We start from the raw sequence: 21,607 nt of genomic DNA, 5'->3' as shown, positions 1-21,607 counted from the left end.
ACACTATTCAATGAATTTTTTTATTGAGAGTTTTGGTATAAAGCTCGCTAAAGATATAGCAACTTTTATTAGTCTTTTGCAGAGGTTATAAGTTGCACAACGTTAATGTAAAGTTGACATCTTCGTCATATTTTTGAGGCTTTTGAGTAAAGTCTAAAATATTGAAGCGGATATTGATCGCGTATTTATTCGCACTCACTTCAGGAAAGCACGTGACGTTATCTGGAATATCAATTTTTAACATTTGGGCAGGTTTGCTGCCGCCAAGCATTTGCTGGTATGCGCCGTTAACAGCTACCAATTTAGTTGTCGATCCGCTACCACGCAATATACGCATAATAATCACAATGGCATCGTGCATAGGTACTAATGGACTAAGCCAGGTTTTCAAATCTTGTTGACGTCTATCTTCGCCCAGACCAAGCCAGTAATGGTAAGAAGGAACATCAAACTCACAAACGCCGCCAGGAATACCAGCTCGCTGTTTGATACTCATCAACCATTCATTAGTGCGTAGCGTTTGACCTAGCTTAGTGTTTTCAGAGCGAAGTGATTCTGTAGCTGTATCAATTTCATTCAGAATTTCTGCCAGTTTTTGTGGGGCAATCGCGGGGTTGCCTTGTAGCGCATCCATCACCGCTCTTTGGCGACTGAGTTCTTGCATCAGGTCTGATCTTAACTCTGAGCGGTCAATAATATCTAATATTTGCAGTAGTGTAAGTAAAGCACAGTGGTGTTGGTACTCGTGGCTACCTTCAATGTTGTATAAAACTTTGGCGAATAAATCCTCTACACGTAAAAATGTGCGTATGCGTTCATTAAAAGGATAATCGTAGCTAGGCATGAATAATTTAACTAATCGTTCATTTAATTACTAGCAAAAAGGTGCCGTCTTAATCATGAAATTGTGTGCAAGTTAAAAGTTGAACTGAATTATCAAATTTATTTGCTAACTATGCAAGTTTTAATGAGTTTTTTATTAATTCGTATGACTTTTTCTTGTAGTTCAGCAAGTGTGCCGTCGTTTACGATAATTTCATCAGCAGATTTTAGTCGCACGTTTCTACTCACTTGTGCATTCATCATCTCTTTGACATCCGACTCACTGATATTGCTTCGAGCCATAGCACGCTTGATTTGTAAGCTTTCATCGCAATCAATCACTAGAATCCTATCAGCCACTCCGTCGTAACGATTGCTTTCAAATAAGAGTGGCATGACTAGAATTTGATAGGCAGGATGTAATCGCTTTTCATTCTCTGCAAGCTGCTTTAAAGCTTGCTCGTGAATGGCTGGATGAATGAGCAACTCAAGTTTCATGCGTTCGGAGGGGTCGTTAAATATATGCTCGCGCAATTTTGCACGGTTTAATGTGTCGTCGGCGTTTAAATAATCTGCGCCAAAGATACGGACGATTTCTTTGAGTATAGGCTGATCAGTTGCGGTGAGTGCGTGGGCAATTACATCGGCATCGACAATAGGCACGCCTAGTGCTTCAAATTGCTTGGCAGCTTCACTTTTGCCAGAGCCTATGCCACCTGTGAGCGCAACAATCATAGAATTAAGCTAAATAGTAACTGGCGAGTTGTGGTCCTAAAAACAGTGCTGCAATACCGCCGATAGCTAGAAATGGCCCAAACGGCATCGGGATTTCACGCCCACGTTTTGTAAACACAATCAGACTAATGCCAATCACAGCACCCAGTACTGAGGACAGTAAAATTACCGCAGGTAATAATTGCCAGCCAAACCAAGCGCCGATTGCCGCAAGTAATTTAAAGTCGCCATAACCCATGCCTTCTTTACCCGTCACTAATTTAAATGCCCAATAAACTGACCATAAAATAAGGTAGCCAGCCATCGCGCCAATCACAGCAGATTTTAAGTCAGTAAAACCGTTGTTGAGATTGAATAACAGGCCTAGCCATAATAATGGTAGCGTGATGTCATCAGGTAATAACTGTGTGTCGAAGTCAATAAAGGTTAACGAGATCAGTGCGAAGGTGAAAATCCATGCGAATAGCGTGAGGCTGGTATAGCCGAATTTCCAACTGACTAAGCCAATCAATAAACCTGTCAGCGCTTCGATTAAAGGGTAGCGCATGCTGATTGCGGTTTTGCAGCCGCTACATTTTCCTCTTAGTAAGAGTAAGTAACTAATCACTGGAATGTTTTCTAATGCGGTAATTTTATGCCCGCAGTTTGGGCAGGCTGAACGAGGGTGGGCGAGGGTGTATTTAGTTGCTTCTGGAATTTCCTTGCCTTGCAGTTCAAGGCAGTTGTTATGCCATTCGCGTTCCATCATCTTAGGTAATCTATGAATCACCACATTCAAAAAACTGCCGACCATTAGGCCAAAAATAACTGATATTGAAATAAAAAGCGTGGTGTTCCCTTGTAGCAAACCAGAAATATCAGAAAATCCGCTGAACATAACAATCCTTTAAATTAAAAATACATGCTTGCCACTGTAAACTTATCGCATCATCGCACCGTTAAATACTTGTGGCAATAAAACTAGCTGGAATTCATATAAATTTTATATGCAAAATTTAAGCACTTGAAATTGCAGCAAGCCGTCACAAGTATAAAGGTCATATTATAATGTTTGCATCAAGATCTATTTGATGGCTATATTTGGCGTAACGGCCAAGAAGGAAACTAAATGACAGACACAAATCAACAAAACACTATTGAGCTATTACAGGCTGAGCTCAATCATCCTGCGTGGGATGAGCCTATTGTTTGCCGTGTAGAGGTTGATTTGCCCACATGGCTTTCACAGTTAGCCGGCGGCCGCGACTGGGAAGTGTACTCTGAAGAAGAGGAAGAAAATTGCATTAGCTTTGCCATGCGTCAAGGCTCAACTCGCGATACAAAGCATGTACCTAAGCTAGCTGAAGTCACTTTGTACCATAACGGCTACGCCATTGTGGATGTTGATGGTAAGTCTTTGTTTGACGGGTCGTTAACTTCAGGTGTAAACGAGTGTGCACACTTAAGCTATTATCATGCAGATAGTGGTGAGAAAATTACATTGAATTAATCTTGAGTTAGTAATGCTCAATCAAATGGATAGTGGTCATTTAATAATTTCTAGTTACGGCAAACTCCGCTAAGGTTAACATCGCCTGCTTATAAGACGAATCTGCAAAATGTGCGATAGCCGCGCAGGCTAACTCAGATTCTTTAGCGGCTACCTTACGCACATGACCTAGTGCACCAGTTCGTTCAACAGCCGTTAATACAGTGGCAAGGTCATCTAAACCACCATGTTCAATGGCGCGCTTTATGGTTTCAGCTTCACTAGCTGTACCGTTGCGCATTGCGTATAGCAAGGGTAATGTGGGTTTGCCTTCGCTTAAATCATCACCTAAATTTTTGCCTATCTCTGATGCATTACCACTTAAATCAAGAACGTCATCAATGAGCTGAAATGCTGTACCAATGTGCATGCCGTACTGACTCAAAGCCTCTTCATCGCGGGGTGAAGCGTTGCTGATAATGGCGCCTAAGCGTGTAGCCGCTTCAAACAGTTTAGCGGTTTTGTAATGGATGACTTGTAGATAGGCTTCATCTGTCACATCTGCGTTGTGTATATTTAATAATTGCAGCACCTCGCCTTCGGCAATCACGTTGGTAGCGTTGCTTAACACCTCCATGACGCGCATATTTTGCACAGCAACCATCATTTGGAAAGCGCGCGAGTATACAAAGTCGCCAACTAACACGCTGGCTGCATTACCAAAAATGGCATTCGCAGTATTTTGCCCACGTCTTTTTGATGACTCATCCACTACATCATCATGCAGCAATGTGGCCGTATGAATAAACTCAACAACTGCAGCCAATTGATGATGCTCAGTTTTCACTTCTCCAAAAAGCCCGCCAGAAAGTAGTACTAATATAGGGCGTAAGCGCTTCCCACCACTATTCACAATATAATGCGCGACCTGATTAACCAAGGTAACTTCAGAGTGTAAAGAGTGGGTGATGACTGTATTCACCGCTTGAATATCAGCAGCGATGCAAGATTGAATTGTGTTTAATGGCGAACTACTAGAGGGAGTGTTGCTTTGCGTCACGATAATGAACCTTAAAAAGTAGCGAATATTTTATCACAGCCAACTTTTAAGGTTCAGTTATAGCTGTTTTATATACTGGTAACAGCTATATAAATCGTGAGATAATTACTGATTAACATTAATGCTGCAGTTTTTTGAAATTGCATGCGATTATGGTTTGCTTTGCTAGATTATTTGCGTATAATGCCGAGTTCTTTAGAAAGCGTAATTTAAGGCTCAATCATGTATGCTGTAATTAAAACTGGTGGTAAGCAATATCGCGTAATTTCAGGCGAAAGATTAAAAGTTGAAAAATTAGAAGTTGAAGTTGGCGGTACTGTTACGCTAGATCAAATTTTAATGGTTTCAGATGGTGAAAGCACAACCATCGGTTCACCTATCATTAACGGCGCAACTGTAAAAGCAACCGTGCTTTCACATGGCCGTGGTGACAAGGTAATGATTTTCAAATTCCGTCGTCGTAAACATTATCGTAAAACACAAGGTCATCGCCAAAGTTTTACTGAAATCCAAATCGGCGAAATTTTAGCTGCAGGTCAAGCTGCTGCAAAACCAGCAAAAGCAAAAGCCGCTAAAGCTGCAGAATAATTGAAGCAATACATAAGACTTAAGGATTAAATCATGGCACACAAAAAAGCAGGCGGTAGTTCCCGTAACGGTCGCGATTCACACTCACAACGACTAGGTGTTAAAGCATTTGGTGAAACAGTAGTGACAGCAGGTAGCATCATTGTTCGTCAACGTGGCACAAAAATGCACGCAGGCGAAAATGTTGGCATGGGCAAAGATCATACTTTGTTCGCTAAAGCTGACGGTAAAGTATCATTTGCAATTAAAGGCGCTTTAAAACGCCACACTGTAAGCATTATTGTTGCAGCTTAAGTTAAAATAACTTTATTAAAGCCTCATCGTTTGATGGGGCTTTTTTATTTGGTAAACTCTCATGTGTGAATAGTCAGTTTAAGCTGCTTTGTTCCACTGAAAGACCTTTACAGACATACAGGAATGACAGGGTTGTTTTAATTTTATAACTGTTTTAAAAATTAAAGCACTTCTGCATTAGTTCAAAAAATGAAATTTATAGACGAAGCAACAATCAAAATTTACGCAGGCGACGGTGGTAACGGCGTTGCTACGTTTCGTCGTGAGAAATACGAGCCAATGGGTGGCCCAAGTGGCGGTGACGGCGGCCGTGGTGGCTCTATCATTGTTGAGGCTGATCGCAATATTAACACCTTGGTAGACTATCGCTATACCCGTACATTTAGAGCGCAACGTGGCGAAAATGGCCGCAGTGCTGAGTGTTACGGCGCAAAAGGCGAAGATATGGTGTTGCGTGTGCCAGTGGGTACCGTTATTTCAGATAAAGCCAGCGAGCAAATGCTAGTGGATCTGAGTGAGCACGGCCAACGTGCGCAGATGGCTGGCGGTGGCAAAGGCGGTTTGGGTAATGTGCATTTTAAATCTAGTTTGAATCGCGCACCACGCCAATGTACTAAGGGTGATGTAGGCGAAGAGTTTGAGCTTTATTTAGAACTTAAAGTGTTAGCTGATGTTGGTTTGTTAGGCATGCCAAATGCGGGTAAATCTACATTTATTCGCTCAGTGTCTGCAGCAAAACCTAAAGTGGCTGATTATCCTTTTACCACCTTGCATCCTAATTTGGGTGTGGTTCGCGTAGATACGGAACGTAGTTTTGTGATTGCTGATATTCCAGGCATCATTGAAGGTGCGGCTGAAGGTGCGGGACTAGGCCATCAGTTTTTACGCCATCTACAACGTACTTCTTTACTATTGCATTTGGTCGATATCGCGCCATTTGATGAAGCTGTTGACCCAGTTTATGAAGCAAAAGCGATTGTTGAAGAGCTTCGTAAGTATGATGAAGCGCTTTATGACAAGCCACGCTGGTTGGTGTTGAATAAAATCGATATGTTGCCAGAGTCACAAGAGGTCGTAAAACAGTTCGTTAAAGACTATGGTTGGAAAGGTCGCGTATTCGCGATTTCAGCTATTAGCGGTGTTGGTTGTAAAGAGCTTACCTACGCAATCATGCAGCATATCGAAGAAAATAAGCGAGAAGCTGAAGATGCGTTGGCTGATACAGGCTTGGTTAACGAAAGCGCGGCAAGTAAAACTGTGACAAAAAAAGACGACTAGAATGACTGCTGTGGAATCACAATTGCTAGCTTCGCCTTCATCTAATTCACCGTCACTTTTGCTTGAAGCCAAAGTGATCGTAGTGAAAGTTGGCTCTAGCCTTGTCACTAATAACGGTAATGGTTTAGACCAAGTGGCAATTGCTGCTTGGGCAGCGCAAATCGCCGCTTTAGTGCAACAAGGTAAGCAGATTGTATTGGTTTCCAGTGGTGCCGTTGCTGAAGGCATGCAAAGATTGGGTTGGAAAAAACGCCCAGCTGCTGTGAATGAGTTGCAAGCAGCTGCAGCCGTAGGTCAAATGGGTTTGGTGCAGATGTATGAAAGCTGCTTTACTCAGCATCAGTTACATACGGCGCAAGTGTTGTTAACTCACGACGATCTTGCTGATAGAAAACGCTATTTGAATGCACGCAGTACTTTGCGTACTTTGCTTGATTTAAAGGTCATCCCGATCATTAACGAGAATGATACGGTAGTGACCGATGAAATTCGCTTTGGTGATAATGACACTTTAGGTTCATTGGTAGCTAATTTAATCGAAGCTGATACTTTAGTGATTTTAACGGATCAGCAAGGTTTGTATTCTGCTGACCCGCGTAAAGATAAAGATGCCAAGTTTATACAGCATGCTACAGCTGGTGATGTAACACTAGAGCAGATGGCCGGCGGTGCTGGTAGCAGTGTTGGCACTGGCGGAATGTTAACCAAGATTCTTGCTGCAAAGCGCGCTTCCAGAAGTGGTGCAAATACTATCATTGCCTCAGGTCGTGAAAGAAACGTGCTGGTTCGTTTAGCCGCTGGTGAAGTAATTGGTACGCATCTGCAAACCACAGAAATGAAAACGACCGCGCGCAAGCAATGGTTAGCCGATCATTTGCAGTTACGCGGTAAATTAACGCTCGATGCAGGCGCGGTAAAGGTCATCAAGCAAGATGGCAAAAGTTTATTGCCAATTGGCGTAACAGCTGTTGAAGGTAGCTTTGAGCGCGGCGAAGTCGTTGCTTGTTGCGATGAAAATGGCGTAGAGTTGGCGCGTGGTTTAGTCAACTACTCAGCCATGGAAGCGACTAGAATCATGCGAAAATCTAGCAAAGACATTGAGAAAATATTGGGCTATGTGGAAGAGGCGGAATTGATACACAGAGACAATTTAGTCTTGTTGTAACGCTCAGCCAAAAATACTTATTATTTTAATTTTTTGTGAATTTGATACATAAAGAATAACAAAGGAATGTTAATGAATAAACAACCTTTAGTGGCGATAATTATGGGCTCTGATAGTGACTGGCCCATTATGAAAGCGGCTGCCCAGATGCTAGCGGATTTTGATATTCCTTACACGGCAGATGTGGTTTCAGCGCATCGCACACCAGATTTAATGTTTAGTTTTGCAGAAACTGCGGCACAAAAAGGCTATCAAGTGATTATCGCTGGAGCAGGCGGTGCTGCGCATTTGCCGGGTATGGTGGCGGCTAAAACTACTTTGCCAGTATTAGGCGTGCCTGTGCCTTCTAAACATTTGCAAGGTCAGGATTCGCTTCTCTCTATTGTGCAAATGCCTAAAGGCATACCTGTAGCTACCTTTGCAATTGGTGAGGCTGGTGCGGCGAATGCTGGTTTATTTGCGGCATCAATTTTAGCCAATCATGATGCGGTTTTAGCTAAAAAATTAACCGAATTCCGCACTAAGCAGGCTGCAAAAGTACATGCTATGGAATTGAGCGACAAGCCTTAAATATCATCAACTGAAATATTATTAAGTTTTAATATCAATCAATCTGTATTCAATATATGAACCATCATCAAGAACAAACACCAGTCATTCTTCCACCTGCAATGCTAGGCATGCTCGGAGGCGGTCAACTCGGTCGTTTTTTTGTAGTTGCTGCCCACGAAATGGGTTACAAAGTCACTGTGTTAGACCCTGATGCGAATAGCCCAGCAGGCAAGATTGCCGATGTACATATTTGCGCAGCATTTGATGATAAAGGCGCTTTATTAAAGCTAGCTAACACCTGCGAAGCAATTAGTACTGAATTTGAAAATGTACCAGCAGATTCACTCTCTTTTTTAGCTGAAACTAAACCTGTGCGTCCAAGTGCTTATAGTGTTGCGATTGCGCAGCATCGTGTAAGTGAGAAAAACTTTCTTAAACATGCTGGCTTACCAGTTGCGCCATTCGAAGTCATTAATGAGGTAGAAGATTTACCGATTGATGACAGTGATATTTACCCAGCTATTCTAAAAGTTGCACGTTTTGGTTATGACGGTAAGGGGCAGGCTAGAGTCAAAAATCAACATGAAGCACAAGCTGCATTTGCGCAATTTGAGCGCGAAGAGTGTGTGCTAGAAAAAATGTTGAAACTTGATTATGAAGTTTCAGTCGTGTTGGCGCGTGATGTACAGGGCAATGTCGCTACATTCCCAACATCAGAGAATAGCCATCTCAATGGAATACTGGACGTTTCAATTGCACCGGCACGTGGTCGTGATGCAATCAGTCATCAAGCGCAAAAATTAGCGATTCTTGTGGCTGAGAAATTAGCTTATACAGGCGTACTGGGTGTAGAGTTCTTTGTTTGCGGTGGTGAATTATTAGTGAATGAAATTGCACCTAGGCCACATAATTCTGGGCACTATACAATCGATGCTTGTGTGACGAATCAATTTGAGCAGCAAGTGCGTGCGATGACTGGTTTGCCATTAGGTAGCTCAAGACAGCATAGCTCAGCTGTGATGGTCAATCTATTGGGTGATATCTGGCCTGAAGACATTGATTCTGCTCCTGAATGGCAAGTGGCATTAAATAATCCAATGTTGAAAATGCATTTGTACGGTAAGCAGCAAGCGCGTGCGGGTAGAAAAATGGGGCACTTTACCGTGATTAATGTGAGTCGTGACGAAGCGATTAAGCAAGCAATGCAAGTGCGCGCAGAATTGAAAATTGGAGAGTGAAGTAATGCTCTAAAAATGGATTAGGGATTCTTCATTTCAGAAATTCTTAATTAATTTCAGGTAATAAAAAAGCCTCGCATTGCGAGGCTTTTTTATTAAATACAACTATTAAGCTGTTTTAGGTGCAGCTTTAGCCTTAGGCGCAGCTTTCACTTTCGCAGCTACAGCTACTGGAGCTTCAGCAGACATCGCTTTAATTGCAGCATTTAAGCGGCTTTTATGACGTGATGCTTTATTTTTATGAATGATGTTTTTGTCCGCAATGCGGTCAATCACGCTTACATTCTCGCTATATGCAGCAGTAGCGGCAACTTTATCGCCAGCTTCTACAGCTTTAATAATTTTTTTAATCGCGGTACGCAAAGTAGAACGCAAACTTGCATTGTGAGCGCGTTGCTTAACTGCTTGACGAGCACGTTTTCTTGCTTGTGCGGTATTTGCCATCTATGGTTCTTTCCTAAAAGGTGCTAAAAGCTATTCAAAATACGAAGCCCATAATCATAGCTATTTTCTAAACACATTGCAAGTTTAAATGAAGTAAATATCATTGCTATTTGCCGCATGATGTCTATTGGCATGATAAAATCGCTTAATATGTTGTTAATAAGTCAAATTCTCCCAATTTAAATTATGAATCTACTCAAAGCATTAGCCAAAGTTGGCAGCATGACTTTTGTGTCTCGTATATTGGGTTTTGTGCGAGATACCTTGATTGCACGGGTATTTGGCGCGGGTATGTTGAGCGATGCATTTATCGTAGCATTCAAAATTCCTAACTTATTACGCAGAATTTCAGCTGAAGGTGCATTTAGCCAAGCCTTCGTGCCTATTTTGGCTGAGTATAAAAGTCAGCGTAGTTTTGATGAAACGCATAACTTGATTAGCCGTGTTGCTACATGGTTAGGTTTGATTCTGGTGATTGTGACTTTGCTTGGTATGTTGGCTGCGCCATGGATAGTTTCGCTTATCGCGCCTGGTTTTACCGCTGACCAACCTAAGATGCAACTGACGGTTGAGTTGTTGCGCATTACTTTTCCTTATATTTTCTTTATCTCGCTAGTTTCAATGGCTGGTGGCGTGCTCAATACTTATAATAAATTCGGTATTCCTGCATTTACGCCAGTTTGGCTCAATGTCAGCATGATTGCTGCGGTTCTGTTTTTTGCCGATCATTTTGCTGAGCCAATTAAAGTGTTGGCGTGGGCAGTGTTTTTTGGTGGGTTTCTGCAGTTGATTTTTCAAATACCATTTTTAAAACAAATTGGCTTATTACCTAAACTTGATTTTCATGCAGCTGATGATGGCGTATGGCGCATTCTAAAGTTGATGGGTCCTGCGGTGCTAGGCGTATCAGTGGCGCAGATTTCTATGATTACGAATACGATATTCGCATCATTCTTAAAAACTGGCAGTGTGAGCTGGCTATATTACGCAGATCGGCTAATGGAGTTTCCAACGGGCGTACTAGGTGTTGCGCTTGGTACTATATTGCTGCCTAGCTTATCTAAAGCCTATGCGGGCAAGGATGAGAGTGAATACTCACAATTGTTGGATTGGGGCCTGCGCTTAACCTTTATTTTAGCAGCGCCTGCGGCAGTTGCATTGGCTGTGCTCGCCACACCTTTGGTCACGGCCTTATTTCATTACGGTAAATTTACCTCCATTGATGTTGTGATGACACAGCAAGCCCTTGTAGCCTACAGCGTTGGTTTGCTAGGTTTGATTTTAGTGAAGATTCTAGCGCCAGGTTTTTATGCGCGACAAAACATTAAAACACCAGTTAAAATTGCTGTTTTCACATTGGTGATTACGCAATTGATGAACGGATTGTTTATTTTTGTATTGCCTTTGCAGCATGCTGGCCTAGCCTTGGCAATTGGCTTGGGTGCTTGTATCAATGCATCATTGCTTTACTATCATTTGCGTCAGCATAATATTTTTCAGCCGCAAGCTGGCTGGGCGATATTTTTGCTTAAACTTTTAGCTGCGCTTAGCGTAATGGGCGTCACGCTTTATTTTGCCATGGGCGATACAGGTGCGTGGTTACATTATGGATTAATGAAGCGACTTATTTATCTTACGGGTTTAGTCATGCTTGGTGGCGTGAGTTATTTTGCAACGCTAATGCTGCTAGGATTTAAGCCGCGCGATTACATTCGAAGAGTTACGCACTAAATGCAAATATTTCGCCATATTCCTACACAGCAACAGCAGCCTTGTGCGTTGGCGATAGGCAACTTTGACGGCATGCATTTAGGGCATCAGGCGTTATTGCAAAAGCTTAATGAAACTGCGAAAGCACTTAACCTGACTTCTGCGGTGATGACTTTTGAACCGCATCCGCGTGAGTTCTTTGCGCCAGAAACTGCACCAGCGCGTTTAAGTTCACTGCGTGAAAAGCTTGAGCATTTTGCTGAAGCTGGGGTTGAAACCACTTATGTATGTCGTTTTAATCGACGTTTAGCTAAGTTAACGCCACAAGAATTCATACAAAATATTTTGCGTGATTCCTTGAATGCACAAGCAATTTTGGTAGGCGATGATTTTAGATTTGGTGCCATGCGCGCTGGCTCAGTATTAGACTTTTTAGAAGCGAAGTTCAACCTCATTAGTTTGCCACAGGTTGATTTGGATGGTGCGCGTGTTTCTAGCACCCGCGTCCGCTCTGCGCTGGCGACAGGCGCGCTGCATGAAGCCAGTGTGTTATTAGGTCGCCCTTACAGTATGAGTGGCAAAGTGGTGCATGGCGCTAAGCTAGGGCGTCAGCTTGGTTTCCCAACGGCTAATGTGCATATGCGGCATGAGCGCCCTGCGTTGACGGGCGTGTATGCAGTAAAATTAGATGGTATGAATAGTGTGGCAAATTTAGGTGTGCGACCGACAGTAGGCGGCATTTCAAAGCTGATGTTAGAAGTGAATGTGTTAGATTTTAATGCGGATTTATACGGTAAACATGTGCACGTAGAGTTTTTGCATAAAATTCGCGATGAGCAGAAATTTGACGGCTTAGATGCCTTGAAGACACAAATTGCGCTGGATGTTGAATCCGCCAGAGATTTTTTTAAGAAATAAATATTAATCAGTAATCTATTAAGAAATAAACCATGACTGAAGAAGCTAAAGATTCAAAGTACAAATTAAACCTACCAGAAACCACGTTCCCTATGCGTGGCGATTTAGCTAAGCGCGAGCCAGCTTGGCTTAAGGAATGGCAAGATAAACAGTTGTATCAAAGAATTCGTAAAGCCCGCAAAGGCGCTAAAAAATTCATTCTGCATGATGGCCCTCCGTATGCTAACGGCGATATTCATATCGGCCACGCGGTCAATAAAATCTTAAAAGACATCATTATCAAATCTAAAACCATGAGCGGTTTTGATGCACCTTACGTGCCAGGCTGGGATTGTCACGGCTTGCCAATTGAGTTGGTGGTTGAAAAAAATCACGGTAAAAATATAGATCCAGCCAAGTTTCGTGAGTTATGTCGAGAATATGCGGCAGAACAAGTCGCGCGCCAAAAGAAAGATTTTATTCGTCTAGGTGTGTTGGGCGATTGGGATAATCCGTATTTAACGATGGATTTCAAAACTGAAGCCGACATCATGCGCGCTTTGGGCGACATTCAAAAAAATGGTTATTTATACCAAGGCAGCAAGCCCGTACATTGGTGCGTGGACTGCGGTTCGGCGTTGGCTGAAGCTGAGGTTGAGTATGAAGATGTGAATTCGCCTGCGATTGATGTTGGGTTTAAGGTTGTTGATAACGCCGCATTGGGTAAAGCATTTGGCGTAGAGGTATCAGGTAATGCTTATGCGGTAATTTGGACAACTACGCCTTGGACATTGCCTGCTAATCAAGCGGTTTCGGTGAACGCAAATTTAACTTATGACTTAGTCAAAACAAGTCGTGGGTTGCTGATTTTGGCGCAAGATTTGGCGAAAGTAACTTTAGAGCGTTATGCTGAAATTGATGCAGTAGTGCTTGCTAGCTGCTTAGGAGCTGCGTTAGAAAAGTTAGTTTTACAACACCCTTTCGACAACCGCCAAGTGCCCATCATCTGTGGTGACCACGTGACGACTGATGCAGGTACAGGCTTAGTCCATACCGCTGCCGCGCACGGTAACGATGACTGGTTGGTGATGAAAGCTAACTTCCCAAATGAAAAGCCACGTATTTTAATGGGTGGCGATGGCAAGTTCTTTAATAGCGACTTGGTTGAATTTGCGGCGATTCGCGGATTAGACAGAAAAGAAGCTAACAAGGTGATTTTGGCTGCCATGACAGAAAGCGGTGCTTTGCTCGCAAGTGCTCGCTTGAACCACAGTTTCCCGCATTGCTGGCGCCATAAAACGCCTCTGATGCAATTGGCTACGCACCAATGGTTTATTGGTATGTACGCGCAAGACGCCGTTGGCATTAGCTTGCGCGAATATGCCAATAAAGCGGTAGATGCGACTGAGTTCTTCCCAGCTTGGGGTCGTGCGCGTTTAGAGGCGATGATTAAAAATCGTCCTGATTGGTGTGTATCGCGCCAACGTAACTGGGGCGTGCCTATGCCATTCTTTGTGCATAAAGAGACGGGCGACCCGCATCCACAAACTGCAGAGTTGCTTGAGGCAGCTGCATTACTTGTAGAAAAGCGCGGCGTTGAAGCTTGGTTTAGCTTAGATGGGGCAACTTTCTTGGCAGAGCATGCAGCATTAAATGCAGCTGACTATAAAAAAGTCACCTATACCTTGGATGTTTGGTTTGATTCTGGTGCAACGCATGCAGCTGTGCTGAAGCGCCGCCCTGAATTAGCTTTCCCAGCAGATTTGTATCTTGAAGGTTCAGATCAACATCGTGGCTGGTTTCAATCTAGCCTGCTTACTGGCTGTGCCATTGATGGTCGCGCGCCATACAATGCCTTGCTGACGCACGGTTTTGTAGTGGATGGCGCTGGCCACAAAATGAGTAAATCCAAAGGTAACGTGGTTGCGCCGCAAAAGGTGATGGATACCTATGGTGCTGATATTCTGCGCTTATGGACAGCTTCAACGGATTACTCTGGCGAACTCACGATTTCAGATGAAATTTTAAAACGTGTTGCGGAAAGCTATCGCCGCATTCGTAATACGATGAAATTCTTGCTGGCGAATATCGCTGATTTTGATGCAAATAAAGACTTGCTGCCAGTGAGTGAGTGGTTAGAGATTGACCGTTACGCGCTGCATTTAACGCAAAAGCTACAAACAGAAGTATTGGCTGATTATGACCGTTACGAGTTTCATTTAGCCGTACAAAAATTTGTGAGCTTCTGCTCAGAGGACTTGGGCGGCTTCTATTTAGATATTCTTAAAGATAGGCTCTACACAGCAGGTGAAAACTCACCTGCACGTCGTGCCGCACAAAGTGCATTGCATCATATTACACATTGCATGATGCGTTTAATGGCACCGATTTTGAGCTTTACTGCGAATGAGATTTGGCAAACGTTAGGTTTAGAAGCTGATAAAACAGTGTTTGAAGATTTTTGGTATGAATTACCAAAACACGGTTTGAGTGAGAGAGATATTTTGGATTGGGAAAATGTAATTACTGTACGTGCTTTTGCAAACAAGGCTATAGAAGAAAAGCGAGAGAAGGGAATTGTAGGCTCTTCTTTACAAGCAGAGGTTCATGTATTCGCTGAAAACGAGATATTAGAGTCGTTACAAAAGCTTAAAGATGATTTAAAGTTCGTATTTATAACATCAAAAGTTACAGTGTTACAAAGAGACCCAGCAAAACATCCGATGCCATTAATGTTTAATGTGCTTGGTAGCGAAAGTAAAAAATGCGATCGTTGCTGGCATTACCGCGCGGACGTAGGTGCTGACGCTGAACATCTGCATATTTGTGGTCGTTGTGTTAGTAACTTATTTGGTAAAGGCGAGGTGCGTAAATATGCTTAACAGTCGCTTTCGTACCTCGTCATTCCCGCGCAGGCGGGAATCCAGTCAGGCAACGGGTACTGGAATGTTTGTAAATGTTACGATTTTGGAAAATTGTCTGGATTCCCGCCTGCGCGGGAATGACGGGATTTGATAATGGGATCAATTTATAAATGGTTAAGTATTAGTGCCGTTGTCGTGGCGCTTGATTTATACACCAAGCATTTAATACAAGGCGCTTTTGCTTACGGCGAAATGCTCACCTTCACAAGCTTTTTTGACTTGGTGCATTATCACAACGAAGGTTCAGCTTTTGGCTTCTTGCACGATGCTGGCGGTATTCAGCGTTGGTTCTTTGCAGGTGTTTCTGTGATTGCCATTATTGTGATTACTTATCTTATTCAGAAGCATCGTACTGAAAAGCTGTTTTGTGTGGGTTTAGCCTTGGTGTTGGGTGGGGCAATCGGCAATTTGTATGACCGCGTGACACTAGGTTATGTCATCGACTTTCTGAACTTCCATTACCAACAAATGTATTGGCCTGCTTTTAATGTGGCGGATAGCGCAATTTGTGTGGGGGTGGGGTTGTTACTGCTGGATAGTTTTAAAAAGCCAAGCTAAATATACTCAATATATTTTTAAGCTAAATTGTGACTTAACATGATAGATATAAACTTCACGTTTATTGGAAAATGTTGGTTATGGCAGGGTAAGGGTACGTGGCACTTCATCACTTTGCCGCAGGATAAGTCTGAAGAAATAAAGTTCTTTAGCGATAACCATTTTGGTAAACGCCGCGGTTGGGGATCTGTGCGAGTCTCTGCCAATATCGGTGGCACAGTTTGGGAGACTTCGATTTTTCCATCTGGTAGCTTAGATGCTTATATTCTGCCTATAAAAGCTGAAGTGCGTAAAAAACAGAAAATAGCGGCGGGTGATGATGTTGAAGTGCTATTGCAAATCAGCATCTGACTTAATTGAGCTTAGTTTTCTTTTTTAAACCAAGTGACTATTTTTGCTGCGGGCAACGGTATTGAATAAAAGAAGCCTTGCACAACCTTGCAGCCACTGGCTTTGACAATATCAGCTTGAAATTCATTTTCAATCCCTTCACCTACTATATCTAAACTCAGCGCGTCTGCCAGCGCAACAATTGCTTTCACAATCACACGATCTTCCTCGCTGTTTTGTAAGCCGTCGATAAAACTACGATCAATCTTCACTTCATCAACCGACCAGCGTTTTAGATACATGAGTGATGAGTGCCCCATGCCAAAATCATCTAAAGAGATATTAAAGCCAGCCTCTTTAATGAAGCGCATATTTTTCTTTACTATATCAATATCATCTAGCAAAGCATGCTCGGTAATTTCAATGCATAACATATTCGTTGGAATTTGATATTTAGCGGGTACTGTTTTTAGTGATTGGATGAGACTATCAGACCGCAAATGGCGTGCTGAAATGTTAATCGACACGCGTGGTACTTGATAGCCTTGGTCTAGCCATGTGCGGATTTGCTGGCATACAGTTTCTAGCACCCAATCACCAATTAGGTTGATCAAGGATGATTGTTCGGCAATTTTAATAAATTCTAATGGTGAGATTAAGCCGCGCTCAGGGTGCTGCCATCTTAATAATGCTTCTATACCGATGAGGCTCTGATTTGTATTTTCTACCTGGGGTTGAAATTCTAAAAAGAGTTGGTTATCTTTTAAAGCATGGCGAATACCGTTTTCCATATCCAACCATTGGTGGGCAATGAAATTCAGATTGGTGGTGTAAAACTCAAAACAATTACGGCCGTTTTGTTTGGCTCTGTACATAGCAAGGTCAGCAAAGACCAGTAAGGACTGTGGGTCTACGGTGTCATCTGGGTAAACGCTAACGCCTACGCTCATGGTGCAGTAAACGCGTTGCTGATAAAGCTCGAATGGCGTTGTGAATTTAGCAATAATGTCACGTACCAAGCGGTGGGCATCTTGTGGGGATGCCTCTTCCATGATCATCACAAACTCATCACCACCCAGCCTACATAGTGTGTCAGAGGCGCGGATGCACTCTGAAATACGTTTGGTTGCCATCATGAGTAGTAAGTCGCCAGCTTCGTGTCCAAGCGTGTCGTTGACTAATTTAAAGTGGTCTAAATCAAAAAATAGCAGTAACACTTGGCTATTTGTTCTGTTAGCTTTTACAACCGCATGATTGAGTCTTTGCTTAAATAAATTGCGGTTTGGCAAGCCAGTCAGTTCATCATGTGAGGCTAAAAATTCTACACGGCGATTAAGAGCTATCATTTCACTTACATCGCGCCCAACACCGCGGTAGCCGATAAAGTTTTTTTCTGTGTCAAATATAGGTTTGCCTGAAACGCGCAAATAAACTAGTTTGCCTGACTCATCAATAAAATGCACAACGTAGTCAGAAAAGTGTTTATGCGATTTTAGCGTTTCAAGCATTTCGCTGGAAGAGTGGCTATGGCAGGTTTGTGCTAAATCTACCAGGCTGTAGAATCCAAGTCCAGCAGGGCTTCCAGCTAAAGCCTGGATTTTTAATTGAGCATCAGACTCCCAAAACCAGTCAGCTGAAGCTTCGGCAAAGTCTCTGAAGCGGGCTTCGCTGGCAATCAATTTTTGTTTTTCTTCATTCAGTTCAATCAGCTTCTTATCTAGCTTGATACGCATGATATCAGCGTGCTGCTTGTCTAAGCGCAATGGCCCAAAGTGTGACTTACTGTTACTTGCTTGTGGGCTGGCTTGCTGCCCCGCATTAATGACTTTAGCAATCACGGGTAGCAAATCTTCCATCATCATCGGTTTAACCAAAAACTTGGTTGCCCCTAAAGACATCGCAAAACGCTCATCTTGATCTGAAGTATAAGTTGCCGTGTAAAAGATAAAAGGAATCTTTTGTAAAAATTGGTTTTGCTTTACCTCACGGCACAAGCCATAGCCGTCCATTTCGGGCATTAAAATGTCAGAAACGATTAAATCGACTGGGTTAGTTTTTAAGTAAGCTAGTGCCTTTAAGCCATTGTCAAAACTTGCCACTTCATAGCCCTTGCTAGTGAGCACTACTTCTAGTAAGTGCCTTGAGTTCTCGTCATCTTCAGCGACTAATATTTTCATTAATAATGTTCTCTTGAGCTATTGACCGCTTATCTAGCAATCGCTTTTTGTATCTGACCAATCACAAGTATTGGATCTATTGGTTTTTCTATGTAGGCTGTACAGCCTGCCGCTAGCAGTTTCTCTTTATCACCAGACATGGCGTACGAAGTCATGGCAATAATAGGAATGTCTTTACCGACAGGATGCGCGCGAATTCTTTTTAACACTTCCAAACCATTAATGTCAGGGAGTTGTATGTCTAAAATAACAAAATCAGGCGGCATTGTAAGTGCTTGTTGCACACCTTCCAAGCCCGTCATGGCAAATCGTGTTTTATATTGCGATTGCTCAAGAATGAAGCGAATTAACTCTAAGTTATTTTCATTGTCTTCTATTATCAGTGCAGTTGTCATAAAGGCTGATCTTCTAAAATTGACTGATTATTGAGTAATGTCTGTTCGGATATTTTAACCGGCACTCTGATGGTAAACGTACTACCTACACCCACTTGGCTTTCTACTTCAATACTACCGCCCAACAATTGCGTTAGAATTTTTCGTGTTAAATATAAACCTAATCCAGTACCTAATGTTTTTATTTTGAGGTGTGATTCGGCTCGCTCAAATGGTTTAAACAGTTGCTCTAGGCCAGACGGGCTAATGCCAATGCCAGTGTCTTGAGTAGTGATGATTAACTCTTCATTGATTATTTTTGCTTCAACAGTTACTGAGCCTGCTTCTGTATACTTCACGGCATTGCTTACGACATTTAAAATCGCCTGATAAAGTCTTTTGCGGTCTGTTTCTAGAACGATGTCTTCGCTGCAGTCAATGTGTAAATTTAAATGTTTACCGTCAGCGATATGATGTATGACATTCACCACCTCATTAAACATAGGTTTTAAAGCAAACGATTCGGTATGTATTTCTAAAAACCCAGCTTCTATTTTTGAGATGTCAATCACATCAGAAATGAGCGAGAGTAAATGTTTGGCGGAGTGGTAAGCACGGCCAAGTTGATCTTTTTGTTTGATGTTAAGATCGCCAGACATGCCTTGCAGCACTACGCCTAGAAAACCGATGATTGAATTGAGCGGCGTTCTGAGCTCATGCGACATTGAAGCAACAAACATAGATTTAATGCGGTCAGCAGACTCAGCGCTTTCACGTGCTTTAATTAAGGATGCTTGTAATACTTTTTTCTGCGTAATGTCCTGGCCAATCGCAATCATCTGCCCAACATCGCTACCGCCATTTTTACCTGCTTTAACGATAGAGCATTCAAACTCTATTTTTCTGCCATCAGCACATTTAAAAATCAATTCTACATTACGGAAAGCTTCACCTCGTTTTGTGCCAATGCCGATGGCAATCGCTTTTTTGAATGATTCTTTTACAACAAATATATCAATAAAATTCTTACCTATGGCTTCAGATCGGCTAAATCCAGTGACTCTTTCTGCTTCTGGATTAAACTCAATAATCTCGCCATCCATTTTGATAGTGAGGATAGGAATTGGCGCATATTTGATGACGGAAGTAAGACGCTGTTCACTTTCTTGCAAGGAGAGCGTTCTGGCCTCTACCATTACTTCTAATTCTTCACTATGTTGCAGTAGCGCTTGTTCGGCTTGATGGCGCCTATCCGTTTCAATAGTGAGGCGCACTACATCACAGATCGAGCCAACAAAGCCTTGTTCGTCTAAAGTCCACTCACGGGGATTACCTATATGCTCACAACACACGGTGCCTATCATATTGCCATTTAGCCAAATAGAGCCATCAAGCATGGCGCCAATATTATTTTCTTGTGCATAACCTTGTCGAAACTCGACGGTGGCAGGGTGCAACATAATATCGTTAGCGGCCAACACTCTATTTTGTGAGATAAACTGAAAATATGTGGGCAGTTCTTTAGCTAATAAAGGATTAGCTGTGGTGTGGAGACTTTTAGTTTTTAAGTATAAATCTACACATTCCAACATTTGCTTATCTGAATCTAGCAGCCAAATGCCGACTCTTTCAACATTCAATGTTTCAGCAGAAACTTGTGCAATCTCTTTGAAAATTTCTTCAATATTTTCTTTGGTTTGCGTTTGGGTTAAAGTTTGAATCGCTTTTTGTTGCTTGAACAGCCGCAGTGTTTGTTCTTTGGCAATCTTCTCCGCCGTTTGCCGTGTTTTAACTTGACTGGCAAGTTGCTCAAAAAGGCTTTCATTTTCTTCATTTCGTCTAATACTGCCTAGTTTGTAGCCACCAAATAGCATCATTAACATCAATGCAGCAACCAAAATCCCTAATAAAATTCTATCTTGATGGCTTACCCATTGTTCAGTAGTGATAAGCGTACCGAGTAGGGTTAAAATAATACACAGCAAAATTAAAATACGCGGCGTTAAACCGCTACTCGCCTCTGATATGTGCTCTAGCTCTTTGTCGTCATCAGAGACATTTGTCATTCTTTGCAGTACATTGCTTTGCATATTGCTATCCCACACATACACCCTGATAAGCGCAGATAGCAAAAGAAATAACACAAGTGCAATGAGCCACACTCGATTTGAATACATCCAACTTTGTTCGAATGCATCTTGATCTAACCAGCGGTTGTGTAAAACTTGCCGCTCACTCTTGGTGACCGCCTTCATACCTTTTTTAATGATATTAAACAATATTGGCCAGTCATTTCTTACGGCGAGGCTCATTTCATATTTAAACTCAGACTTACCTGCGACTTTAATATTAATCAAACCTTGCGTTTTTAAGCACCAACTTGCCACTGGCAGATCAGTCAACATTGCAAAGCTTTCGTGAAAGGCAACATGTTGTAAGCCTTGGCAGGTGTTATTCACCAGGTCTAGCTTTATCTGCGGGTAATTTTCTTGTACAAACTCTTGACTAGCATAACCTTGGACTACGCTTAACTTCATATTGTTAATTTGCGACAAAGTCATGTCTTTTGGAGCATCGTTGCGCGTAACAATGTTTAAAGGAAAGCTAAGTAAAGTCGGGGTAAAGTTCCAATATACACGGCGATCTTGCGTGTCTGCTAGAAGTGAAATGACGTCTTCACGCGCACCACGCTTACCGTTACTAAGAGACTCCTCTTTAGTCGGAACTACTAGTTTGAATTTGTAATTTAATTTTGACTCTAGCAGCTCAATGTAATCTGGCATAAAGCCCTGCAGCTTGCCATTTTCACCGTGAAAAGAGATGGGGGCGTAGTCATCCCACATGGTCAGCGAGATGTCTGGGTGCGCATTTAACCAGGCGCGCTCATCAGTTGTGAGCAAGTTTCCAGCGGATTGGGCGCCTTGTCCTAATAGCAGCATCCACATTGTTAAAATGCAAAGTATGGTATGCCTAAAGATGCTACTTTTGACCAA

At 42.5% G+C, this 21,607-nt stretch carries 20 protein-coding genes; 12 read left to right on the top strand and 8 right to left on the bottom strand.

Annotated elements, in window-relative coordinates:
- Positions 1–85 precede the first annotated feature (85 nt).
- From zapD to PSU72_RS12175, 3 genes are all read right to left on the bottom strand, one after another.
- On the bottom strand, positions 86–844 hold the full coding sequence (gene zapD, locus PSU72_RS12185) for a cell division protein ZapD (protein WP_013147225.1): 759 nt from the start codon (positions 842–844) through the stop codon (positions 86–88).
- Positions 845–942: 98 nt separating this feature from the next.
- On the bottom strand, positions 943–1,557 hold the full coding sequence (coaE, locus tag PSU72_RS12180) for a dephospho-CoA kinase (RefSeq protein ID WP_300432846.1): 615 nt from the start codon (positions 1,555–1,557) through the stop codon (positions 943–945).
- A gap of 4 nt (positions 1,558–1,561) precedes the next feature.
- Positions 1,562–2,434, bottom strand: coding sequence for an A24 family peptidase (locus PSU72_RS12175; protein ID WP_300432845.1), 873 nt, complete (start codon positions 2,432–2,434; stop codon positions 1,562–1,564).
- Between the two features lie 231 nt (positions 2,435–2,665).
- On the opposite strand from PSU72_RS12175, the gene PSU72_RS12170 reads away from it, so the two are divergent.
- A complete protein-coding gene (locus PSU72_RS12170) occupies positions 2,666–3,046 on the top strand; it encodes a hypothetical protein (RefSeq protein WP_013147228.1) in 381 nt (126 codons plus the stop codon).
- A 40-nt stretch (positions 3,047–3,086) separates the two neighbouring features.
- Here PSU72_RS12170 and PSU72_RS12165 read toward each other — a convergent pair whose 3' ends face one another.
- Positions 3,087–4,085: a polyprenyl synthetase family protein gene (locus PSU72_RS12165; protein WP_300432843.1), complete on the bottom strand. Its 999-nt coding sequence runs from the start codon at positions 4,083–4,085 to the stop codon at positions 3,087–3,089.
- A gap of 222 nt (positions 4,086–4,307) precedes the next feature.
- Here PSU72_RS12165 and rplU point away from each other — a divergent pair, with 222 nt between their 5' ends.
- From rplU to PSU72_RS12135, 6 genes are all read left to right on the top strand, one after another.
- A complete protein-coding gene (gene rplU, locus PSU72_RS12160) occupies positions 4,308–4,673 on the top strand; it encodes a 50S ribosomal protein L21 (RefSeq protein WP_300388396.1) in 366 nt (121 codons plus the stop codon).
- A 33-nt stretch (positions 4,674–4,706) separates the two neighbouring features.
- Positions 4,707–4,967 (top strand): 50S ribosomal protein L27, encoded by a 261-nt coding sequence (gene rpmA / locus PSU72_RS12155; RefSeq protein WP_300388398.1) that lies wholly within the window; start codon positions 4,707–4,709, stop codon positions 4,965–4,967.
- 189 nt (positions 4,968–5,156) lie between these two features.
- Positions 5,157–6,245 (top strand): Obg family GTPase CgtA, encoded by a 1,089-nt coding sequence (gene cgtA, locus PSU72_RS12150; RefSeq protein ID WP_300432841.1) that lies wholly within the window; start codon positions 5,157–5,159, stop codon positions 6,243–6,245.
- A 1-nt stretch (position 6,246) separates the two neighbouring features.
- The gene (gene proB / locus PSU72_RS12145) at positions 6,247–7,410 is read left to right on the top strand and encodes a glutamate 5-kinase (RefSeq protein WP_300432840.1); all 1,164 of its coding nucleotides are present in this window, start codon (positions 6,247–6,249) and stop codon (positions 7,408–7,410) included.
- 72 nt (positions 7,411–7,482) lie between these two features.
- Positions 7,483–7,980 carry a 5-(carboxyamino)imidazole ribonucleotide mutase gene (gene purE / locus PSU72_RS12140; RefSeq protein WP_300432839.1) on the top strand — a complete coding sequence of 166 codons (498 nt, stop codon included), beginning with the start codon at positions 7,483–7,485 and terminating at the stop codon, positions 7,978–7,980.
- Positions 7,981–8,036: 56 nt separating this feature from the next.
- Positions 8,037–9,200: a 5-(carboxyamino)imidazole ribonucleotide synthase gene (locus PSU72_RS12135; RefSeq protein ID WP_300432838.1), complete on the top strand. Its 1,164-nt coding sequence runs from the start codon at positions 8,037–8,039 to the stop codon at positions 9,198–9,200.
- A gap of 108 nt (positions 9,201–9,308) precedes the next feature.
- Here the strand turns inward: PSU72_RS12135 and rpsT are convergent, their stop codons facing one another.
- Positions 9,309–9,644: a 30S ribosomal protein S20 gene (gene rpsT, locus PSU72_RS12130; RefSeq protein WP_300432837.1), complete on the bottom strand. Its 336-nt coding sequence runs from the start codon at positions 9,642–9,644 to the stop codon at positions 9,309–9,311.
- A 186-nt stretch (positions 9,645–9,830) separates the two neighbouring features.
- Here rpsT and murJ point away from each other — a divergent pair, with 186 nt between their 5' ends.
- The 5 genes from murJ to PSU72_RS12105 all read left to right on the top strand — a co-directional run bounded on the left by murJ (position 9,831) and on the right by PSU72_RS12105 (position 16,084).
- Entirely contained in the window at positions 9,831–11,375 is a 1,545-nt protein-coding gene (gene murJ, locus PSU72_RS12125; protein ID WP_300432836.1) for a murein biosynthesis integral membrane protein MurJ, read from the top strand.
- Positions 11,376–12,272, top strand: coding sequence for a bifunctional riboflavin kinase/FAD synthetase (locus PSU72_RS12120; RefSeq protein WP_300432834.1), 897 nt, complete (start codon positions 11,376–11,378; stop codon positions 12,270–12,272).
- Positions 12,273–12,304: 32 nt separating this feature from the next.
- Entirely contained in the window at positions 12,305–15,133 is a 2,829-nt protein-coding gene (ileS, locus tag PSU72_RS12115; RefSeq protein WP_300432833.1) for an isoleucine--tRNA ligase, read from the top strand.
- Between the two features lie 135 nt (positions 15,134–15,268).
- Positions 15,269–15,733, top strand: a complete 465-nt coding sequence (gene lspA, locus PSU72_RS12110) for a signal peptidase II (protein ID WP_300432832.1) — start codon at positions 15,269–15,271, stop codon at positions 15,731–15,733.
- Between the two features lie 39 nt (positions 15,734–15,772).
- Positions 15,773–16,084, top strand: coding sequence for a DUF1905 domain-containing protein (locus PSU72_RS12105; protein ID WP_300432831.1), 312 nt, complete (start codon positions 15,773–15,775; stop codon positions 16,082–16,084).
- An 11-nt stretch (positions 16,085–16,095) separates the two neighbouring features.
- Here PSU72_RS12105 and PSU72_RS12100 read toward each other — a convergent pair whose 3' ends face one another.
- From PSU72_RS12100 to PSU72_RS12090, 3 genes are read right to left on the bottom strand one after another with little or no spacing between them, the layout of a single operon-like run.
- Positions 16,096–18,240, bottom strand: coding sequence for an EAL domain-containing protein (locus tag PSU72_RS12100; RefSeq protein WP_300432830.1), 2,145 nt, complete (start codon positions 18,238–18,240; stop codon positions 16,096–16,098).
- Between the two features lie 29 nt (positions 18,241–18,269).
- The gene (locus PSU72_RS12095; RefSeq protein WP_300432829.1) at positions 18,270–18,635 is read right to left on the bottom strand and encodes a response regulator; all 366 of its coding nucleotides are present in this window, start codon (positions 18,633–18,635) and stop codon (positions 18,270–18,272) included.
- Entirely contained in the window at positions 18,632–21,559 is a 2,928-nt protein-coding gene (locus tag PSU72_RS12090) for a transporter substrate-binding domain-containing protein (protein WP_300432828.1), read from the bottom strand. The genes PSU72_RS12095 and PSU72_RS12090 overlap by 4 nt, the downstream gene beginning before the upstream one ends.
- Positions 21,560–21,607: the final 48 nt, after the last annotated feature.

The sequence above is a fragment of the Methylotenera sp. genome (assembly GCF_029945535.1).
Taxonomy (GTDB): domain Bacteria; phylum Pseudomonadota; class Gammaproteobacteria; order Burkholderiales; family Methylophilaceae; genus Methylotenera.
The sequence above is the reverse complement of the archived record's forward strand: the minus strand, read 5'-3'. Positions and strand labels throughout refer to the sequence as shown.

What these genes read in the sequence shown, in the direction of transcription:
- cgtA (WP_300432841.1), top strand. Translation starts at nt 5,157, where the DNA reads ATGAAATTTATAGACGAAGCAACAATCAAAATTTACGCAGGCGACGGT.
- rpsT (WP_300432837.1), bottom strand. Translation starts at nt 9,644, where the DNA reads ATGGCAAATACCGCACAAGCAAGAAAACGTGCTCGTCAAGCAGTTAAG.
- PSU72_RS12175 (WP_300432845.1), bottom strand. Translation starts at nt 2,434, where the DNA reads ATGTTCAGCGGATTTTCTGATATTTCTGGTTTGCTACAAGGGAACACC.
- PSU72_RS12135 (WP_300432838.1), top strand. Translation starts at nt 8,037, where the DNA reads ATGAACCATCATCAAGAACAAACACCAGTCATTCTTCCACCTGCAATG.
- coaE (WP_300432846.1), bottom strand. Translation starts at nt 1,557, where the DNA reads ATGATTGTTGCGCTCACAGGTGGCATAGGCTCTGGCAAAAGTGAAGCT.
- proB (WP_300432840.1), top strand. Translation starts at nt 6,247, where the DNA reads ATGACTGCTGTGGAATCACAATTGCTAGCTTCGCCTTCATCTAATTCA.
- PSU72_RS12105 (WP_300432831.1), top strand. Translation starts at nt 15,773, where the DNA reads ATGATAGATATAAACTTCACGTTTATTGGAAAATGTTGGTTATGGCAG.
- zapD (WP_013147225.1), bottom strand. Translation starts at nt 844, where the DNA reads ATGCCTAGCTACGATTATCCTTTTAATGAACGCATACGCACATTTTTA.
- PSU72_RS12090 (WP_300432828.1), bottom strand. Translation starts at nt 21,559, where the DNA reads ATGTGGATGCTGCTATTAGGACAAGGCGCCCAATCCGCTGGAAACTTG.
- rpmA (WP_300388398.1), top strand. Translation starts at nt 4,707, where the DNA reads ATGGCACACAAAAAAGCAGGCGGTAGTTCCCGTAACGGTCGCGATTCA.
- lspA (WP_300432832.1), top strand. Translation starts at nt 15,269, where the DNA reads ATGGGATCAATTTATAAATGGTTAAGTATTAGTGCCGTTGTCGTGGCG.
- rplU (WP_300388396.1), top strand. Translation starts at nt 4,308, where the DNA reads ATGTATGCTGTAATTAAAACTGGTGGTAAGCAATATCGCGTAATTTCA.
- PSU72_RS12120 (WP_300432834.1), top strand. Translation starts at nt 11,376, where the DNA reads ATGCAAATATTTCGCCATATTCCTACACAGCAACAGCAGCCTTGTGCG.
- PSU72_RS12170 (WP_013147228.1), top strand. Translation starts at nt 2,666, where the DNA reads ATGACAGACACAAATCAACAAAACACTATTGAGCTATTACAGGCTGAG.
- purE (WP_300432839.1), top strand. Translation starts at nt 7,483, where the DNA reads ATGAATAAACAACCTTTAGTGGCGATAATTATGGGCTCTGATAGTGAC.
- PSU72_RS12095 (WP_300432829.1), bottom strand. Translation starts at nt 18,635, where the DNA reads ATGACAACTGCACTGATAATAGAAGACAATGAAAATAACTTAGAGTTA.
- murJ (WP_300432836.1), top strand. Translation starts at nt 9,831, where the DNA reads ATGAATCTACTCAAAGCATTAGCCAAAGTTGGCAGCATGACTTTTGTG.
- ileS (WP_300432833.1), top strand. Translation starts at nt 12,305, where the DNA reads ATGACTGAAGAAGCTAAAGATTCAAAGTACAAATTAAACCTACCAGAA.
- PSU72_RS12100 (WP_300432830.1), bottom strand. Translation starts at nt 18,240, where the DNA reads ATGAAAATATTAGTCGCTGAAGATGACGAGAACTCAAGGCACTTACTA.